The organism is Synechococcales cyanobacterium T60_A2020_003 (genome assembly GCA_015272205.1).
Lineage (GTDB): Bacteria > Cyanobacteriota > Cyanobacteriia > RECH01 > RECH01 > JACYMB01.
Map to the genome: position 1 here is coordinate 1 of JACYMB010000031.1, position 17,384 is coordinate 17,384.

At 49.1% G+C, this 17,384-nt stretch carries 25 protein-coding genes; 5 read left to right on the forward strand and 20 right to left on the reverse strand.

Annotated features, from left to right (window positions below):
* From rpsE to IGR76_01965, 19 genes are all read right to left on the reverse strand, one after another.
* On the reverse strand, positions 1–502 hold a 502-nt coding region (rpsE, locus tag IGR76_01875; protein MBF2077282.1), incomplete at its 3' end, for a 30S ribosomal protein S5.
* Between the two features lie 53 nt (positions 503–555).
* The gene (locus tag IGR76_01880) at positions 556–918 is read right to left on the reverse strand and encodes a 50S ribosomal protein L18 (GenBank protein MBF2077283.1); all 363 of its coding nucleotides are present in this window, start codon (positions 916–918) and stop codon (positions 556–558) included.
* A gap of 2 nt (positions 919–920) precedes the next feature.
* Complete coding sequence (gene rplF, locus IGR76_01885) at positions 921–1,460, reverse strand: 50S ribosomal protein L6 (protein MBF2077284.1); 540 nt, start codon at positions 1,458–1,460, stop codon at positions 921–923.
* Positions 1,461–1,523: 63 nt separating this feature from the next.
* Positions 1,524–1,925: a 30S ribosomal protein S8 gene (rpsH, locus tag IGR76_01890; GenBank protein MBF2077285.1), complete on the reverse strand. Its 402-nt coding sequence runs from the start codon at positions 1,923–1,925 to the stop codon at positions 1,524–1,526.
* A gap of 23 nt (positions 1,926–1,948) precedes the next feature.
* Complete coding sequence (gene rplE, locus IGR76_01895; protein ID MBF2077286.1) at positions 1,949–2,494, reverse strand: 50S ribosomal protein L5; 546 nt, start codon at positions 2,492–2,494, stop codon at positions 1,949–1,951.
* A gap of 100 nt (positions 2,495–2,594) precedes the next feature.
* A complete protein-coding gene (locus tag IGR76_01900) occupies positions 2,595–2,906 on the reverse strand; it encodes a 50S ribosomal protein L24 (GenBank protein ID MBF2077287.1) in 312 nt (103 codons plus the stop codon).
* A 39-nt stretch (positions 2,907–2,945) separates the two neighbouring features.
* A complete protein-coding gene (rplN, locus tag IGR76_01905; protein MBF2077288.1) occupies positions 2,946–3,311 on the reverse strand; it encodes a 50S ribosomal protein L14 in 366 nt (121 codons plus the stop codon).
* Between the two features lie 18 nt (positions 3,312–3,329).
* Positions 3,330–3,581, reverse strand: coding sequence for a 30S ribosomal protein S17 (gene rpsQ, locus IGR76_01910; GenBank protein MBF2077289.1), 252 nt, complete (start codon positions 3,579–3,581; stop codon positions 3,330–3,332).
* A 6-nt stretch (positions 3,582–3,587) separates the two neighbouring features.
* Positions 3,588–3,827 carry a 50S ribosomal protein L29 gene (locus IGR76_01915; protein ID MBF2077290.1) on the reverse strand — a complete coding sequence of 80 codons (240 nt, stop codon included), beginning with the start codon at positions 3,825–3,827 and terminating at the stop codon, positions 3,588–3,590.
* Between the two features lie 2 nt (positions 3,828–3,829).
* On the reverse strand, positions 3,830–4,246 hold the full coding sequence (rplP, locus tag IGR76_01920; protein ID MBF2077291.1) for a 50S ribosomal protein L16: 417 nt from the start codon (positions 4,244–4,246) through the stop codon (positions 3,830–3,832).
* A gap of 59 nt (positions 4,247–4,305) precedes the next feature.
* Positions 4,306–5,049: a 30S ribosomal protein S3 gene (gene rpsC, locus IGR76_01925; GenBank protein MBF2077292.1), complete on the reverse strand. Its 744-nt coding sequence runs from the start codon at positions 5,047–5,049 to the stop codon at positions 4,306–4,308.
* A gap of 84 nt (positions 5,050–5,133) precedes the next feature.
* Positions 5,134–5,493: a 50S ribosomal protein L22 gene (gene rplV, locus IGR76_01930; protein MBF2077293.1), complete on the reverse strand. Its 360-nt coding sequence runs from the start codon at positions 5,491–5,493 to the stop codon at positions 5,134–5,136.
* Positions 5,494–5,555: 62 nt separating this feature from the next.
* Positions 5,556–5,834 (reverse strand): 30S ribosomal protein S19, encoded by a 279-nt coding sequence (gene rpsS, locus IGR76_01935; GenBank protein MBF2077294.1) that lies wholly within the window; start codon positions 5,832–5,834, stop codon positions 5,556–5,558.
* A gap of 43 nt (positions 5,835–5,877) precedes the next feature.
* Complete coding sequence (rplB, locus tag IGR76_01940) at positions 5,878–6,741, reverse strand: 50S ribosomal protein L2 (protein ID MBF2077295.1); 864 nt, start codon at positions 6,739–6,741, stop codon at positions 5,878–5,880.
* Between the two features lie 56 nt (positions 6,742–6,797).
* Positions 6,798–7,103, reverse strand: coding sequence for a 50S ribosomal protein L23 (locus IGR76_01945; protein ID MBF2077296.1), 306 nt, complete (start codon positions 7,101–7,103; stop codon positions 6,798–6,800).
* On the reverse strand, positions 7,090–7,731 hold the full coding sequence (gene rplD / locus IGR76_01950) for a 50S ribosomal protein L4 (protein ID MBF2077297.1): 642 nt from the start codon (positions 7,729–7,731) through the stop codon (positions 7,090–7,092). The genes IGR76_01945 and rplD overlap by 14 nt, the downstream gene beginning before the upstream one ends.
* A 31-nt stretch (positions 7,732–7,762) precedes the next feature.
* Positions 7,763–8,401, reverse strand: a complete 639-nt coding sequence (locus IGR76_01955) for a 50S ribosomal protein L3 (protein ID MBF2077298.1) — start codon at positions 8,399–8,401, stop codon at positions 7,763–7,765.
* A 524-nt stretch (positions 8,402–8,925) separates the two neighbouring features.
* Complete coding sequence (gene clpP, locus IGR76_01960; protein MBF2077299.1) at positions 8,926–9,534, reverse strand: ATP-dependent Clp endopeptidase proteolytic subunit ClpP; 609 nt, start codon at positions 9,532–9,534, stop codon at positions 8,926–8,928.
* Positions 9,535–9,677: 143 nt separating this feature from the next.
* On the reverse strand, positions 9,678–10,049 hold the full coding sequence (locus IGR76_01965) for a hypothetical protein (GenBank protein ID MBF2077300.1): 372 nt from the start codon (positions 10,047–10,049) through the stop codon (positions 9,678–9,680).
* Between the two features lie 336 nt (positions 10,050–10,385).
* Here IGR76_01965 and IGR76_01970 point away from each other — a divergent pair, with 336 nt between their 5' ends.
* On the forward strand, positions 10,386–11,210 hold the full coding sequence (locus tag IGR76_01970) for a photosystem II manganese-stabilizing polypeptide (GenBank protein MBF2077301.1): 825 nt from the start codon (positions 10,386–10,388) through the stop codon (positions 11,208–11,210).
* Positions 11,211–11,470: 260 nt separating this feature from the next.
* Here IGR76_01970 and IGR76_01975 read toward each other — a convergent pair whose 3' ends face one another.
* Entirely contained in the window at positions 11,471–12,787 is a 1,317-nt protein-coding gene (locus IGR76_01975) for a serpin family protein (protein ID MBF2077302.1), read from the reverse strand.
* A 310-nt stretch (positions 12,788–13,097) separates the two neighbouring features.
* Here IGR76_01975 and IGR76_01980 point away from each other — a divergent pair, with 310 nt between their 5' ends.
* The 4 genes from IGR76_01980 to IGR76_01995 all read left to right on the forward strand — a co-directional run.
* Positions 13,098–14,138 (forward strand): hypothetical protein, encoded by a 1,041-nt coding sequence (locus IGR76_01980; GenBank protein ID MBF2077303.1) that lies wholly within the window; start codon positions 13,098–13,100, stop codon positions 14,136–14,138.
* Between the two features lie 2 nt (positions 14,139–14,140).
* Positions 14,141–15,742 (forward strand): hypothetical protein, encoded by a 1,602-nt coding sequence (locus IGR76_01985; GenBank protein ID MBF2077304.1) that lies wholly within the window; start codon positions 14,141–14,143, stop codon positions 15,740–15,742.
* 307 nt (positions 15,743–16,049) lie between these two features.
* Complete coding sequence (locus IGR76_01990) at positions 16,050–16,934, forward strand: segregation/condensation protein A (protein MBF2077305.1); 885 nt, start codon at positions 16,050–16,052, stop codon at positions 16,932–16,934.
* A 365-nt stretch (positions 16,935–17,299) separates the two neighbouring features.
* Positions 17,300–17,384 (forward strand): hypothetical protein (locus IGR76_01995; protein MBF2077306.1); only part of this gene is annotated, 85 nt, incomplete at its 3' end.

A 17,384-nucleotide genomic window follows, 5' to 3' on the forward strand; every position in this document is an offset into this window, starting at 1 on the left:
TGGATACACCACGCTCTTCGGCAACTTCCGCAAACGTTCTGAGTGTTGCTAGGGCATCAACGGTTGCTCGAGCATTATTTAACGGATTACTTGACCCAAGTTGTTTGGCAAGAACGTTCTTTACGCCAGCAAGTTCTAGAACAGTCCGAACTGCACCCCCTGCAATTACACCTGTACCCGGAGCTGCAGGCCGCATTAATACCTTGGCACCGCCGCCGACACCAGTCGCAGGATGAGGAATGGAGCTCGCCTTCGTCAATGGCACATCAACCAAGTGCTTCTTACCATCAGCAACTCCCTTACGTACCGCTCCAATGACATCACTGGCTTTACCAACGCCAACGCCAACCTGGCCACGTTCATTGCCCACAATCACAATGGCTCGAAAACTCAGTTTTTTGCCCCCTTTAACAACCTTAGTCACACGTCGGATCTGAACAACTCTTTCTTGCCAATCAGTTTCTTTCTCGCGTGCACGGCTTCCCTTACGACGATTTGCCATTCCTCTAGTCCTTGTCTACATAAATAAACAAATGCTGTGTGCAGTAGTAGTCCCTAGAAATCTAGACCATTTTCGCGTGCTGCATCAGCTAGTGCTTTGATGCGGCCATGGTAGAGCTTACCACCACGGTCAAAAACAACTTGGCGAATGCCTTTTTCAAGTGCACGCTCTGCAATAAGTTTGCCGACATGAGTGGATGCCTCACAGGTGCTACCGGAACTCAAAGCAGACTTTAGATCGGGATCTAAAGTAGAAGCCGACGCCAAAGTTTGATGAAGTGTATCATCAATAACTTGAGCATAGATATGCTGATTGGAACGGAAGACTGCCAGACGCGGTCGCTCTGATGTTCCAAACACTTTGCGACGAATGCGAGCATGGCGACGTCTTGTAGATTCCGTACGAGTACGTTTCATCTTTACTTCTTCCCTGCCTTACCAACTTTGCGTCTTACAAACTCACCGGAATAGCGAATCCCTTTACCCTTATAAGGCTCCGGAGGACGAACTGCACGAATCGTAGCAGCTACGTTTCCCACCACTTCTTTGTCAATTCCGCTAACAATCACATTTGTGTTGTTTTCCACAGCAACTTGAACGCCATCAGGGGGAGTAATCTGAACAGGATTGCTATATCCTACGTTCAGAGTGAGGTTACGCCCTTGAACCTGAGCTCGATAACCTACGCCTTGTATTTCCAGCTTCTTCTGAAAACCTTGTGAAACCCCCTCAACCATGTTGGCGAGAAGTGTCCGAGATAAGCCATGACGCTGACGAGCAATACGAGAGTCGTTACGACGTTTCACTAAAACAACGTTATCGTCTTGGACAATTTCCACTTCCTCAGGTAGAACCCTGGATAACTCACCCTTGGGTCCTTTCACTGAAACATTCTGACCGTTGATAGAAACGGTCACCTTTTGGGGAAGGGGAATAGGACGCTTACCAATACGGGACATAATTAATGAACTCCTGCACTGTCAACAGCAACGAAAGCTATGCATCGAGATTGCAGAACGGGTCTACCAAACATAGCAAAGAACCTCTCCTCCTAATCCTTGCTGGCGAGCATCCCGATCAGTCATGATTCCACTAGATGTGGAGATGATGGCGATTCCAATTCCTCCCAGTACTCGCGGAAGATCTTTGCGGTTTGAGTAAACTCTCAGTCCCGGTTTGCTAACTCGCTTTAGAGCTCTAATAATTGGCTGATTGCCCTTACCTTTGTATTTCAGGGTAATTACCAGATGCTTTTTAACGCCTTCGCCCGCTTCCGTGAAGTCAGCAATAAACCCTTCTTCTACGAGAACTCGAGCAATGTTGCGAGTCATCTTAGTGGAGGGAACTTCCGTAGTCCGGTGCCGCGCAAGGCTTGCGTTCCGAATGCGCGTTAGCATATCTGCAATGATGTCGTTCGCTGCCATAGCTTCCTCTTCGTGAAAATGCCTCAGTTGTCCCGGAAGGGCATACCAAATTCTTTGAGAAGAGCGCGACCCTCTTCATCGGTGTTCGCGGTTGTCACGATCGAGATATCCATCCCGCGAATTTGATCAATGCCGTCATAGCTAATTTCTGGAAATAAGAGTTGCTCTCGTAGACCCAGAGTGTAGTTGCCGCGTCCATCAAAGCTCTTTGGGCTGACTCCTCGAAAGTCGCGGATTCGAGGAAGTCCCAAGTTGATCAGACGATTTACAAACGCATACATGCGATCAGAACGAAGGGTTACCATCAAACCAATAGGCATACCCTGTCTGATTTTGAATCCGGCGATCGCCTTCTTAGCACGAGTTACTACGGGCTTCTGACCGGTAATAATGGCAAATTCGTTGATAGATGCCTCAAGCGCCTTTGCGTTTTGCGCTGCTTCACCCAGTCCACGATTCACCATCACTTTGACAAGTTTAGGAACTTGGTGGATATTTTCATACTGGAATTGCTCCATTAACTTCGGAACAATTTTTTCCTTGTAGAGCTCTTTTAATGCTTCCGTCATAGCTTTGCCTTACAACTGCCCTGGTCTTTGTCAGGGATAATATGGAACCGTTTGTTCGATAACGCGATCGTCGTAACAAATCGCTGCATACGAGTCGAACTTAATCAATAATTTCGCCTGTTTTCTTGAGCATCCGCACCTTGCGTCCCTCTTCGTTAAAGGTATAGCAAACACGACTTGCCACTTTCTTTTTCGAGGAGTAAAGCATGACGTTTGAGCTATGGATAGGACCTTCAAAGGTGACAATCTGACCAGACTCGCCCTCCTGTTGGGGCTTAACGTGCTTGGTCTTTGTATTGACGCCTTGAACAACAACTTGACTGGTCTTGGGGATAGTTCTTAAAACTTCACCCACTTTCCCCTTATCACTACCAGCTATGACTTGAACGGTGTCGCCCTTCTTAACGTGCATTTTGTAGCGCTTCGGCTTAGAGGTTTTAGCGTTTGCCACTTAGAGTACCTCCGGTGCAAGGGATACAATCTTCATAAAGTTCTTGTCACGCAATTCACGTGCGACAGGGCCAAAAACACGGGTACCCCTGGGGTTACCTTCGGCGTTGATGATCACTGCTGCATTATCGTCGAACCGAATGCTCATGCCGCTTTCTCGGCACAAAGACTTTTTAGTGCGAACGATGACCGCCCTAACGACGTCTGACTTTTTAACCGCCATATTGGGAAGAGCGTCTTTAACAACAGCAATCACAACATCACCGACACCTGCGTATCTACGATTGCCTCCGAGGACACGGATACACATCAGCTTTCGGGCACCACTGTTGTCTGCCACATTCAAGTAAGTTTCCTGTTGAATCATGTCAAATGACCTCCTGTTTTACACATTCGATGCGCTATTGAGGACTTCTGCCACAACCCAACGCTTGGTGCGGCTCAATGGACGTGTTTCTTGAATGCGAACGCGATCGCCCACACGACAAGAATTTTCTTCATCATGAGCCTTGTAACGCTTCGTCTTAACAACGATTTTGCGATACTTGGGATGAGGTGCACGGTTTTCGACAGCGACAACGACTGTTTTGTCCATTTTGTCGCTCACGACTAATCCGACCCGTTCTTTAACCGCCATTCGTCTCTACTCCTCTTGTGCTGTCGATGATGAACTAGATGCCTGCTCTGCCAACTGGCGCTGACGCTCTAACGTCATCAACTGCGACAAACGATGACGAGCATGCTTAAATTCGTGAGACTTTTCCAGACGGCGAGTAGCTTTTTGAAAACGCAATTCGAACAGTTGCTTTTTAACTGCAACAATTTCATCGCTCAGTTCCTGATCCGTCAGGCTGCGGATGTCTTCCATCTTTGAAAGTGGCATACCTACACCTCTTGCTCACGCGTAATAAACTTAGTTTTAATAGGAAGCTTGTAGGATGCTAGTCGCATCGCTTCACGCGCGGTTGGTTCCGGTACGCCTGAGATTTCGAACAAAACTCGTCCAGGCTTTACAACTGCTACCCAATACTCCGGATTTCCCTTACCAGAACCCATTCGGGTCTCAGCAGGTCGCATCGTCACAGGTTTATCAGGGAAAATGCGAATCCAAATCTTTCCGCCCCGACGAATATAGCGAGTCATAGCTCGACGACTTGCTTCAATTTGGCGAGATGTAATCCAGTGGGGCTCCAAGGCTTGCAACGCGAACTCCCCAAAATTAATCAAGTTACCTCGGGTTGCCATACCGCGCATTCGTCCACGCTGCTGCTTGCGGAATTTAGTTCTTCTCGGACTCAACATGACTCAATACCTTAGATTTCAGAGTGTCAGACCGTAATGCGATGAATCAGACCTTAAACTTAAGATTCGTTCGAGCGATCTTCGAACTGTTGGCGACGACGCTGCTGCTGACGACGACGCGGCTGAACATTTGCACTAGGCGCAGCAACCTCTTCTTGGCCTGGAATGACTTCCCCTTTGAAAACCCATACTTTGATGCCTAGAATTCCGTAAATTGTTTGTGCCGTGCAGTAGTGATAGTCAATATCAGCACGCAATGTATGGAGGGGGACCTTGCCTTCTCGGGTATACTCTGTTCGCGCAATTTCAGCACCGTTCAAGCGACCGCTAACTTGAATCTTAATGCCCTCCACGCCTGCCCGCTGCGCCCGCTGAATCGCTTGACGAACAACACGACGGAACGAAACTCGTCGCTCAAGCTGCTGAGCGACATACTCACCGATCAATACTGCATCAGCATCTACCCGTGCTACCTCAACAACATTGATTCGAATTTGACGATTTGGATCGTTGAGAAGCTTTTGCAAACCTGCTCTTAGGGATTCAATACCAGCTCCACCGCGACCTACAACAACACCAGGCCGAGCTGTTTTAATTTCCAGCTCAATCTGATCAGCTTTGCGCTCAATGCGAACATCAGCGATTCCAGCATTTTTCAGATCCTTATCTGTTGCAATATAGTTGCGAATCCGATAGTCTTCTTGCAGCAGTTCTGGATAACGCTTAGCCTCGGCAAACCAACGAGAACGATGGTCTTGAGTGATGCCCAGACGAAATCCGGTTGGGTGAATCTTCTGTCCCACGATATCCCCTTTGTCAAATTCTCTGCGTAACGTCTAAATCACGAACATAAACTAATGAGTCAAACAGCTTAAAGTTTAAGCACTCTAAGCCTCTTCGCTTGGAGCCACCGCAATTGTAATATGGCAAGTTGGCTTACGAATTTGGTAAGCGCGCCCTTGCGCTCTAGGGCGATAGCGCCGTAGCGAGGTTCCCTGATCCGCGTAGGCCTGCGTAATTACTAAGTCAGCAGGCGTATATCCTTCGTTATGCTCTGCATTCGCAACGGCTGAGCGAAGAACCTTCAGCACAGGGTCGCAAGCACGATAGGGCATAAACTCTAGAATAATGAGGGCTTCACGATAGGAACGGCCTCTAATTTGATCCAACACCCGACGTACCTTATGAGGTGACATCCGGATATAACGAGCGATCGCTTTAACTTCTGGTGCAGTCGTAGTAACCATTTATCTCTCCTCAAGGCTGCCTGTGACGAATCAATTCACAAAACACGCCAATTTCCCTTAACTTAGCGACGAGCTTTTTTATCGCTCTTTTCATGACCTCGGAAAGTACGGGTCGGCGCAAATTCACCTAACTTGTGCCCTACCATTTGTTCCGTTACGTAAACGGGAACATGCTGTCGTCCGTTATGTACTGCAATCGTATGACCGATCATTTGAGGAATGATTGTGGATGCACGCGACCAAGTTTTGACGACTTGCTTGTCACCCTTTTCATTGAGTACCTCAATCTTCCGTAGAAGGTGATCCGCGACAAAAGGACCTTTTTTTAGAGAACGGGACATAGAGCGTTTACCTATCTATCAATCTCAACAGATGTCATTTGCGTTAAGCGTTCCGACCGCCTCTACCGCGCTTCGAAGAACGACGACGACCGCGAACAATCAATGCGCTGCTAGCCTTACGACGATTACGCGTTTTCCGTCCAAGTGCTGGCTTACCCCAAGGAGTGACCGGGCTGGGACGTCCAATTGGAGCCCGACCTTCACCTCCACCATGAGGGTGATCAACAGGGTTCATAACGCTACCCCGTACCTCTGGACGTTTGCCTAACCAACGCTTACGACCCGCCTTCCCTAAGGTGACGTTTCTCGAGTCTGAGTTTCCAACTTGACCAATCGTCGCGTAGCACTCTCGACGTACCATTCGAACTTCACTCGATGGGAGCTTCAACGTGACGAAATTTCCTTCTTTCGCAACTACCTGTGCAGAGGCACCCGCCGCACGAACCATCTGGCCGCCACGCCCTGGAATTAACTCAACATTATGAACGATGGTACCCAGAGGGACATTGCCTAAAGGCATCGCATTACCAATCTCATAAGGAACCGCAGAACCTGCGATGATTTTGTCGCCTACCTTCAACCCATCAGGATAAAGAATGTAACGCTTCTCGCCGTCCTCATAGTGAAGCAACGCAATGCGAGCGTTGCGATTGGGATCATATTCGATCGCAGCAACCTTAGCCGGAACATTATGCTTATTCCGATGAAAGTCAATAACCCGATAGAGACGCTTATGACCGCCGCCGCGATGACGACACGTAATTACGCCGCGATTATTGCGGCCCTTGCGCCGATGAGAATAACGAACTAGAGATTTTTCAGGCTCAGTTTTCGTGATTTCGCTAAACTCTGAAACGGTACGTTCACGCGTTCCGGGCGTGTAAGGTCGGTAAAAGCGAATGCCCATTGTTCAAACTCTTCTTTGCAAATTAACAGCAGGGTCTTGGATCGTTGGAGACGTTTCTATACGTCAGGGAAGAGGGTAATGGAATCGCCCTCAGCTAGGGTTACAACAGCTCTCTTATAATGAGGCTTGCGACCTGCAAAACGTCCAACTCGACGAGACTTCTCTGGTGGATTCTGGGTGTTGACCTTTGTAACCTTGACATCAAATAGCTCCTCAATAGCAGCCTTGATTTGAGTTTTAGTCGATCTCGGATCAACTTCGAAGGTGTACTTGTTATCTTCAAGAAGAATCGTTGCTTTCTCAGTGACGATTGGGCGGCGTACAAGGTCAGCGAACGAACGTGAATCATTAAACTTGATCACTGTAAACCTCCTGAATTTTGTCTAGAGCAGATGTAGTGACAACAATCCGATCAGCGGCTAAAAGGTCATAGACATTCAAGTTGGTTGCCAAGATTAGCTTCAATGCGGAGACGTTGCGAGCCGATAAGTAAACGGTTTCATTACGCTCAGCCGTAATCAACAAAACCTTCTCTGCGTTGGTATCAACACCCCAACGGGCGATCGCCTCAATCAAATCTTTGGTTTTCGGTCGCTCCATCTGATCAGCAAAATCTTGAACCACAATTAAGTCATCTAAACGACTTTGAAACGCAGTTCGAAGGGCAAGACGCCGCTCTTTACGATTCATTTTGGTGGAGTAATCTCTTGGCTTGGGACCAAAAATAACACCGCCACCTTTCCACAGCGGAGAGCGACTTGATCCGGCCCGGGCACGACCTGTACCCTTTTGTCTCCAAGGCTTACGCCCACCACCCCGAACCTCAGAACGGGTTTTAGTTGACGCAGTCCCTTGACGCGCATTTGCTAGTTGCCGAACAAGTGCACGATGCACGATGTGGGATGCATTCGCTTCATCTGCAACTCTTAACTCTAGAGAAGCTTTGCCCGCTTCTTGTCCTTGCCAATCTTTTACTATGCAGCTCACCATATCTATCTCTTCCCTCTTACGGCTGACAGACCTAAGCCTTGCCCACAATGTTTGCTGGTTTGATATTCAGCAATGCACCTGGCTTACCAGGGACAGCGCCCTTGATCAAAATCAAGCCTTGCTCTGCATCAACTCTGACAACGGTCAATTGACGAATTGTCACCTGACTATTTCCCATGCGGCCTGCCATACGCTTGCCGGGATAAATACGACCAGGGGTCGTTCCAGCTCCCGTGGATCCAGGCAGACGATGATTCTTCGAACCGTGAGCCATTGGTCCTCGTCTGAAGTTATGACGCTTTTGGTATCCAGCAAAACCTCGACCAATGCTGTTACCCGTTACGTCTACCAATTGACCGACTTCAAAAACATCCGCCTTAATTTGCTGCCCCAGTTCGTATTGACTGGAATCAGCCAATCGGTACTCTTTCAAGTGCCGTAGGGGTGACGAGTTCGACTTTGCGAGGTGGCCTAATTCCGGCTTGTTCAAAGATTTCTCAGATGATTCGCCAAACCCAACCTGGATCGCAGAATAGCCATCCGTTGGAACAGTTTTAATCTGAGTAACTGTACAGGGACCAGCTTGAACAACAGTGACCGGGATCGCCCGACCTTCCTCGTCGAACACTTGGGTCATTCCAAGCTTTTTTCCGAGAATGCCGACAGACACAGTAACAGATCTCCCTTAACCTTACACACTACGAAGTAGGCAAACTGCATTTTTCTGCCAGCTTGCCACCGAAGCCAACTGTCTTTCGACCGATGGAGAAGGAACCACCCATCCATGTAAAGACACAGAAGTGGCTCTAATTGCCTGAATCTTGGGTTTTAAATCAAGTTATTCAGGAAAACCTAACAGATCGGACACACATCAAAACAAGTGCCGAAATTTAGCCAGGACTTGAGTAGAAACTCTACTCAGTATCCTTCCAGGCATCTCCACAGTTAAATATGCTGCGGTAACTGGCTTAGCAGTTAACGGCTTCTGCCCGATTTGGCGACAATTAAATATAGTAGACGATTGACAATGCGTTTGTCTAGTTTTTTTACTAATTGCTAACGAACTGGTTTCAGCCTGGTAGCATCTTACGCTGCGCGGACAACTATAATATCACAAAACCCGCACTAAACATGCGGGTTTTGTCAGTTAAAGCCATAAGGCATGGAGGAAAGAGTAACTGTTACTTATTGCCTTTAGGTATTTATAGGTTCAGGACGACTTCCGACTGACTGGCGATCAATAACTTGGTCAATGAGTCCATACTCCATTGCTTCATGGGCAGACATGAAGAAGTCTCGCTCAGTGTCTTGCTCAATCCGCTCGATCGGCTGACCTGTATGTTGGGCAAGATAGTGATTCAGTTTCTGTTTAAGGTATAGAATCTCTCGTGCCTGAATCTCAATGTCGGTTGCCTGTCCCTGAGCCCCTCCCAAGGGTTGGTGAATCATAATGCGGGAGTGAGGGAGGCTCATCCGCTTACCTTTGGCTCCTGCGCTGAGCAAAAAGGCTCCCATGCTAGCAGCGAGGCCAACGCAGATCGTACATACATCTGGTCGAATATGGTTCATGGTATCGAAGATACCTAAGCCTGCAGAGACAGAACCGCCTGGAGAATTGATGTACAGATAAATATCCTTTTCCGGATCTTCTGCTTCCAGAAATAGCATCTGCGCCACGATCAGGTTAGCTACATCCGCGTCCACAGGCTGTCCAAGAAATACGATCCTTTCTCGTAAGAGCCGCGAGTAAATATCGAAGGCACGCTCACCGCGTCCTGATTGCTCAATAACAGTTGGAATCATGGAGTCTAGCTATGAATTGTAGGTCTTACGTTTTATTCTAGATGGCAATCCTTACAATTGGTTGCACTCTGGGCAGTAGGTGGCTTGTCCTGGGCATTTGTAGCTTGTTCACATTGCTGACGGTAGTTTTTCCGACTAGCGCTTTATCCGTCCAGATCGGATTGAGCATCATCATCGCCTGTTTCACTTTCAATGAGCCGCTTTAAAAAGTCTTGGAGCTTCATGCGGTTGATGTAGGGCCATCCTCCTTCTGCTTCGACATCTCGGAGTAGAGCATAAAGCGCTTGACGATTGTCTGGCAATGCAGGTTGAAAGAGATCTTCGCGAATTTCGCGATGTACAGCTTCAAGACCTCGCAGAATAGTTAGAAGCTTTGCACAATCGCGATCGCATGCTTGTGCCATTTGAAGAATATGATTTAGGACGGGTTCTAGTTCCCGCAGTTCTTGGCTGGAAGACCCAGGAAGCGGATCGTTGCTTTCAAGGTTACTAGTGTCAGATAAAGCGTTACTGATATTAGGGTCAGAATTCATAGGTTGTCACTTTGCTATTGGCTTAAGAGTCGGCAAGCTGGTTCAGATTGAGTCACAGCAAGGTTATGTACAAATCCTGAACGTCCGCCCAGTTGTATTAAGCCACAATGTTAGTATTTCCTCCACATCTCTCCTATTGGTGTGTACAACGCCTGACACAAGCTTAGTGATTTAACCGAAGGCAACGTTATATTTCCGGCTACCACTATCAATGTTGGCAAGAGAATGAGGACACCGTCTTGTACAATGCTTTATTGAGACTTCCTTTTGTGAGATATCACTGGCGGGGACTTCATAATAATCACATTGAGGTTGACCATGAGGTATCGTGCTTTAATTGTTGCATTTCTAGCAGTATGTCTAGGATTGCTGACTGCGTGCAGCGGTGAACCCACAGCAGATAGTGGGGCACTTACTTATGAACAGATCAGAGGAACAGGATTAGCGAATACCTGTCCCAAACTTGAAGAGACAAAACGTGGCTCTATTGTTATTGGCTCTGGCGATAATTACATTCTGCGTGAACTGTGTTTAGAACCAACCAGTTACTTCGTTAAGCAGGAACCGGTGAGTAAGCGACAGACCGCAGAGTTTGTGCAAGGTAAGCCACTAACACGTAAGACGACGACCCTTGATCAAGTCAGTGGTCGTTTACGTCTAGAGTCTGATGGCAGCTTGAGTTTTATTGAGGAAGATGGATTTGACTTCCAAGCAACGACTGTCTTGTTGCCAGGTGGAGAGGAAGTTCCTTTCCTATTCACCATCAAGGGCTTAGTTGCTAGAACTCAGCCTGGATTGCAAGGCATTAACACGTCTACGGATTTTGAGGGTGAATTTAAGGTTCCGTCCTATCGCACCTCTAATTTCTTGGATCCGAAAGGTCGTGGTCTTGCGACTGGATATGATAACGCTGTTGCGCTTCCGGCTCAAGCCGATAGCGACGAGCTAGGCAAGGAGAACGTCAAGGCCTTTGTGACGGGTCGTGGAAAGATTTCTCTGCAAGTGTCTAAGGTTGATAGCGATACTGGTGAAATTGCTGGTACGTTTGAAAGCCTTCAACCCTCTGATACTGATATGGGCGGTAAGGAACCCGTGGATGTTAAGATTCGCGGCAATTTCTATGCTCGTGTAGAGCCTGCTTAGAGTCGGGAAAGGCATTTTTTCCATTTCTTGTTTTTAAGCAGTTCTTTGATATGTGATTTTTAAGGAGTCTAAAGGCTCCTTTTTTTATTGAAAAAATTCCTCCATTGTATTCTGTCCTAATCCCAGCTTTGAATTTTGAGTTCTCAGCGCTGATACTGATTTTGAGTTTTGAGTTCTCAGTTTTGAGGTAAAGATGGGTTGCGAGGGGAAGTTTTGTGCGGAACTATGAAGCTTGTTGGATTGTTTCAGGCTTTCGGAGGTTACTGGGGAGTCATCATTGCTCCCATAAATAGTATCGTGCCCGTTTGGTCATCGTAGATGGCGAAGAAGAAGGGACGATTGACCATCATTTCAAACGGAGGAATAACGGGGATGGCCATTGATGTTGGCGCAATAGTCACAGATGTAGCTGCTGCTGCCTCCGTGCCTTCTTCATTGACGTCAATAAAAGTTTTGTGTTGAACCGAGTCTATGGAAGCGGGTTGAGGACTGAGATGATCGAAATTGGCCTCGCCAGGGTTGAAGGCGATCGCCATACCCAATGCACTCAGAGCCTCGTTGAGGGAGGTGTCATATTCAGCGGTAAAGCGAGGCAGGGAGAGCGTGCCGTCGCGGCGTTGAAACCGTTGATTCCAGGCTTGCCAGTTTTCCTCGGTTAAGGAACTGTAAAAATCATCGACGGCACCCTCAATCGAGTCCGTTTGTCGAGGTAAAAAGACGTACATGTTCATCCGACCATTGCCATAGGGCAACTTCACCGCCTGAAACTGATCGGTTTCTAAGTAGCTGAACTCACCGGATTGCGTCATCTGGGGATGACTAATTTCGCGGCCATCCAGTAGAAAGAAGGGGCGATCGCTCGTTAAATCTGGATTGAATGCACGCGTCCAACTGCCTTTGAAATAAATCGCGTTGACCAGCACCAACAGATCATCCAGTTGTAGCGAGCTGAGAATTTCAGAAATCTTGCCTTGGGTTTGCTCCGATACCCAGGTGTTAATGGTCTGGAGTGCCAAGGGATCGGCAAAGTTGAGCGTTGCGATTTCTGCTTGATAAAACTCGGCATTCTGCTGGAGAAAGGCGGCCTCGAAGGATGTGCCTTCATTTCCCCATAGCGCATTGGCGATGTTGAGTTTGACTTGTGGATCCGCACTCTCCAGACTGGTGATTAACGCAGCATTCGCCTGATTCACATCCTCGATACTGAAGGATTGGAGTTCTAGAGCCTGCGCGATCGCCGCCTGCGTTGTGCCGTCCGCACCGTTATAGAGCATGGAGAGGGCGATCGCCACGCTAGAGGGGGAAATCACGACGTTTTGCCCGCTATCTTCCTGCATTACCTCAGAAAATAGCTTGAACCCAAACTGATTTTGGGCAGTGGCAACGGCTGAATTGAGTAGGGAAGTCGGCATCGCATTATCCGTAACGTCGGTACTCTGGTGGGGCAAGGTGATATCAGATGAGGGGATTGGGGCGATCGCTCTTGATTGGGCGACTACAAAACAGCCCACCCCTGCTGCTGCAAGCACCACACTAACTGCGGTAAGCCCGAATCGTGTACGTCGCCCATTGGTCATGATTTCTCTCCTGAACACCTTGGAAAATTGGTCGCTCGTAGGTTGTTGTTACTTGTTTAGGAACCAGGGAATTGGAAGGGAGAGAGCAGGATGTTCTTGCAGTCTTGCTCAGAGTGGGGGATAAAGGTTCCCCCACTCCTGTCTTTTTCTCCCTTTCCAGAGCGGCGCGTGAGGAGCGCAACACGGCCTATATTCACCATGGCATGCCGATGGGAATCAAAGGGGCACGTTACCAAATTGGTAACTGATGAGAAGCAGGGGCGGAAGTCCTAATCTCATGGCATAATGATTCGGCATTCATGGGGGGATTATGGTTTACACCGCAAATTTCTCAGTTGATCTGAAGTCTAGTTCGGCGACAGACCTTCAGTTCCAGCTCCCGGATCCGACCGATCCCCAGGTATCTGACGCAGACTTTCAGCAACAAGTTCTCCTCGCGTGGCAGGTGTGCGATCGCTTTGACCTGCAAACGGATATTTGGCGGGGTCGCATTCTTCGAGCTGTGCGCGATCGCGAAAAACGGGGAGGAGAAGGACACAGCGTTGGGTTTTCAAATTGGCTGAAGGAACATGAGATCAGCAAAAGTCAGGCCTACTCGCTCATTGAACTAGCCGACAGTGCGGATGCGTTGCTGAGTCAGGGCATTATTGAGCCGGACGATGTCAATGCCTTTAGCAAGCGTGCCTTTGTTGAGACGGCTCAGGCGGCTCCGGAAGTCCAGCAAATGATTGGAGATGCGGTGCGCCGGGGAGAACACATCACTCGCCGCGACATCCGACGCATGGACGACGAGTGGACGATCATGACCTCTGAGGTGATTCCAGTCGAGGTGAAAGAGAAAGCGGCAAACCATACGATTCCGACGCGCTATGTGGCTCCGCTGGTGCGCGAACTGGAAAAGTTGCCGGAACTGCACCAAGCCCCTTTGCAGGAGGAGTTGAGCGAAAATCCCGATATCAGCACCCTCAAACAAGTCACCGCTGAGGCCCGCTATTTGGCAAAATACCTGAGCGCTGCCACCGATGTGCAAGCGCTAAATCGTACCTCGCTTGACCTGGAGCTGGCGTTAGAAGAGGCGCTCCGGATCGGCTGTTTGAATTCCACGGCAGATTTAGTCAATCAAGCGGCCCAGTTAGAACAAACCATTGCTAAACTCCACGGACATTGGAAAAAACTAGGTTCTTTAGCAGAACGGGTATACCTCGATAGTGGCGCGAGTACTCCTCATTTGCGATCGCTCCTAGATGCCATTAACCCTCTCACTACGACCGTTCTCGAAGTTCAAATTGGCGATATGGACAGCAGCCTTTCCCGCACGATTCGGCTCAAGATTTTGCCAGAGGAGAGTTAACCATGCATCCGGATCTCTTTGCCCGCGAGGCGATCGCCCAAATTCCTAAAATTCTGACCTTGATGGATCGCAATCGCCATAGTCCCACCTACGGCTGTTTCGATCGCAACTTCTGGCAGTACAAAATCATCGATTTCCCCAGCGGCATGTCCCAGGAATTCGTGCTGCCGTTGGCGTTGGCCTATCATACGAGCCTGACGGATAATCCGTTTTATCTGCAACTGGTTCTGCGGGATTGGGTAGAGGCAGGGATTCTGTACGCCGCCCAAAGTGCCCATCCCGATGGCTCCTGCGATGACTATTTTCCCTTCGAGCGGGCGGGGGGTGCTGCTGCGTTTTCGCTCTTGGCTTGCCTGGATAGCTATCGGCTGATGGGCTTAGAGAATGCTGATATCCTCCAGTTCTTTGCGAAACGAGCCGATTGGCTAGCGCACCATCACGAAAGTGGTCAGTTGACGAATCACCAAGCCTTGATCGTGCTCTGCTTGGAACTCCTATCCCGCTTGCTCAGTACCGACCAATGGGATCGCGCTAAGGTGCAACGCCTGGAGCGGGTGTTGGATTGGCAAGATCCGGAAGGGTGGTTTCAGGAATATGAAGGGTGCGATCCGGGCTACCATACGCTGACGATCTCTTGCCTTGCCCGCATTTATGAATTCAACCCCGATCCTCGCCTGAAGGAAGCCTTGATTCGTGCGGTGGATCTCGCCAGCCATTTTGTTCACCCCGATGGCTCCTATGGGGGAGAGTACACAAGCCGCAATACCTATAACTTCTTCCCCCACGGGTTTGAATTAGTGGGGCATTGGTATCCTGAGGCGTTACGGATTAACGATCAGTTCTTGAACGGACTGGCAAGAGGACTGGCTCCTTGCTATGCCGATGACCATATCGTGGGGCATCACACCTGGAATTACTTGTTGGCTTGGCGAGATTTTGCGCCTCGGTCAGAGATTGAGACATTGCCTCCCCGACCGGAAAAGGAGCGAATCTGGCTAAAAAATGCGCGAGTTTTGATTGATCGGCGCGATTGCACCCACCTGTACCTGGCTTTGAACAAAGGCGGCGTGTTTAAACTCTTTCGGGAGGATCGGCTGATTGCCTCCGATACCCAATTTTCTGTACAGGTGCAGCAGGGGCGGAAACTAAAGAATGCCGTCGCCCATTTGGTGAGTGACTACACCGTTGACATTACAGACGATGAAATCCAGATCCGAGGCAAATTGGGATGGGCAAAGCAAAAGCAGATGACGCCCCTCAACTTGATGATTCTGCGCGTGGTGATGCTGACGGTCGGTCGGTTTTTCCCGAACGTGATCCGCTCACTATTGCAAAAAGTTTTGATTGTCGGTAAGGCAGAAGCTCCGTTTGAATTTCGGCGATCGCTCTGTTGGCAAGCGGGGCAGTGGGTGGTGACCGACGAGTTACGGGCAAACGATTGGTCGAAGGTGAAATCGGTGGCGATCGGCTGCGATCAAACCTCTATATATGTTGTAATGAGTCGAACCTACCAAGCCGGACAACTGCAACCCTGGCTAGATTTAACGGATGAAGTGCGATCGCTTTCTGCGGGAGAACCGCTAAGAATAGAGCGGCGTTGGTAGTTTTATCGGAAAATTACGCTATTAGTAGAGCATCACCGCCCATTTCTGATCGAAAACCGATAGAATGGTAGCGATCGCACCTTGGTTCATGTGTATTATTATTAATTCATGCGTATCACTCGGATCAAATCCTAGAACTGCGCTACCCTGATCTCAACTTCATCGCTACGGTGAGTGCCCGATGTCTTTGAGTGATGCTATTGATCCGTTGAGTCCACTAAGTCTCTGGGTTCCTGCCTGCTTGCTTCTACTGATTGTCCTGGCCGCGATCGCCTTTGTCCGCACTAGCACCCGCTAGCCTTCGCCTATGTCGGCTTCCTTAGCAGATACTGCCATCGAACTGTTGATTGACCTCGCCGAACGCGGGGAAATTAACCCTTGGGATGTGCAGGTGATTGACGTGATCGATCGGTTTTTGAGTCAGCTCCAGCCCATTAGGCGCTCCATTAACGGTCGTGCGCCCTATGAAGCCGACCTGTCCGAGTCAGGACAAGCATTTCTCTATGCGTCGATGCTGCTATTGCTGAAGGCGGACACCCTGGCGCGATCGGAACAGGAAGAAGAACCTGAACTTGAGGATTTTGATTATTTTGGGACAGACGAGTTTCAAGTTCTTCCAGCCAATCTAGAACGCCAGATCCGACGCCGAGCCGTTGCCCAACCGCCCAGCAATCGTCGGGTGACGCTGGCCGAGCTGATTAGCCAACTCCAGGTGATGGCCAACGCGATCGCCGAACCCCGGCGTCGATTGCGGGTTCATCGCCCCCGTCCCCAGCCCAAAAGCCAAGCCGCAAAGGTCATTAGTCAACTGGCTCACCAAGAAAATCTGACCGAAACAGCGGAAGCCCTAGATATGTTTCTCGCAACCTATTGGGCGGATTTAAGCCAAGGCGCGGAATGGGTCAACTTTGATCAGCTTTTAGATTGCTGGGTCAATCCCCAAGCCTATGGCATTCAAGACTTCGAACGTCCTCCCGATGCCCATCACGCAGGCCATGGTGGAGCCTCGGCGCATCCCACCCCAACCCAGGGCGATCGCGTGAGTGTCTTTTGGGCGTTGCTGCTACTCTCATCTCAGTCTAAGGTGGAGCTAGAGCAAGCGGAGTTTTATCAAGATTTGCGGGTTCGGAGCTTGACTCAAGAACTGAGTGCAACTGGCACATCGTTTGATGGGGCGATCGCCGCCAGTTAATCCCCTAAATCGTGACTCCAAGTTTTCTGAATATAGTCTAGGCCTGATTAAGTCAAGCCCGATCTATGCGGTTTGAAAATTGGAGTGAGCCTGATAGCCTGTTTCTAGGAAATTGCATAGTGGTTCTGCTCAAAAAGTATGAAGATTTAGCAGGGTTCCTGTAAAAATGCAGCGGAATAACCCTTCCGACCGAGATTGTTTATGCTGTCGCTGTAATATAACTTAAGCATGGCAAGCGCTGAGTTAATCACTCGGTCACTTAGTTGTTTGAACGGCGAAGGTTTGAACAGTGAAATCAAACGGGTTGCCACTGCTGAACACCCTGTAAATGACGCGATAGCCATCAAGAGGGAGATTAAAACGATATGAAAGCGATGATTCTGGCGGCTGGTAAAGGAACTCGTGTGCGCCCCATTACGTACACGATTCCAAAGCCAATGATCCCCATCT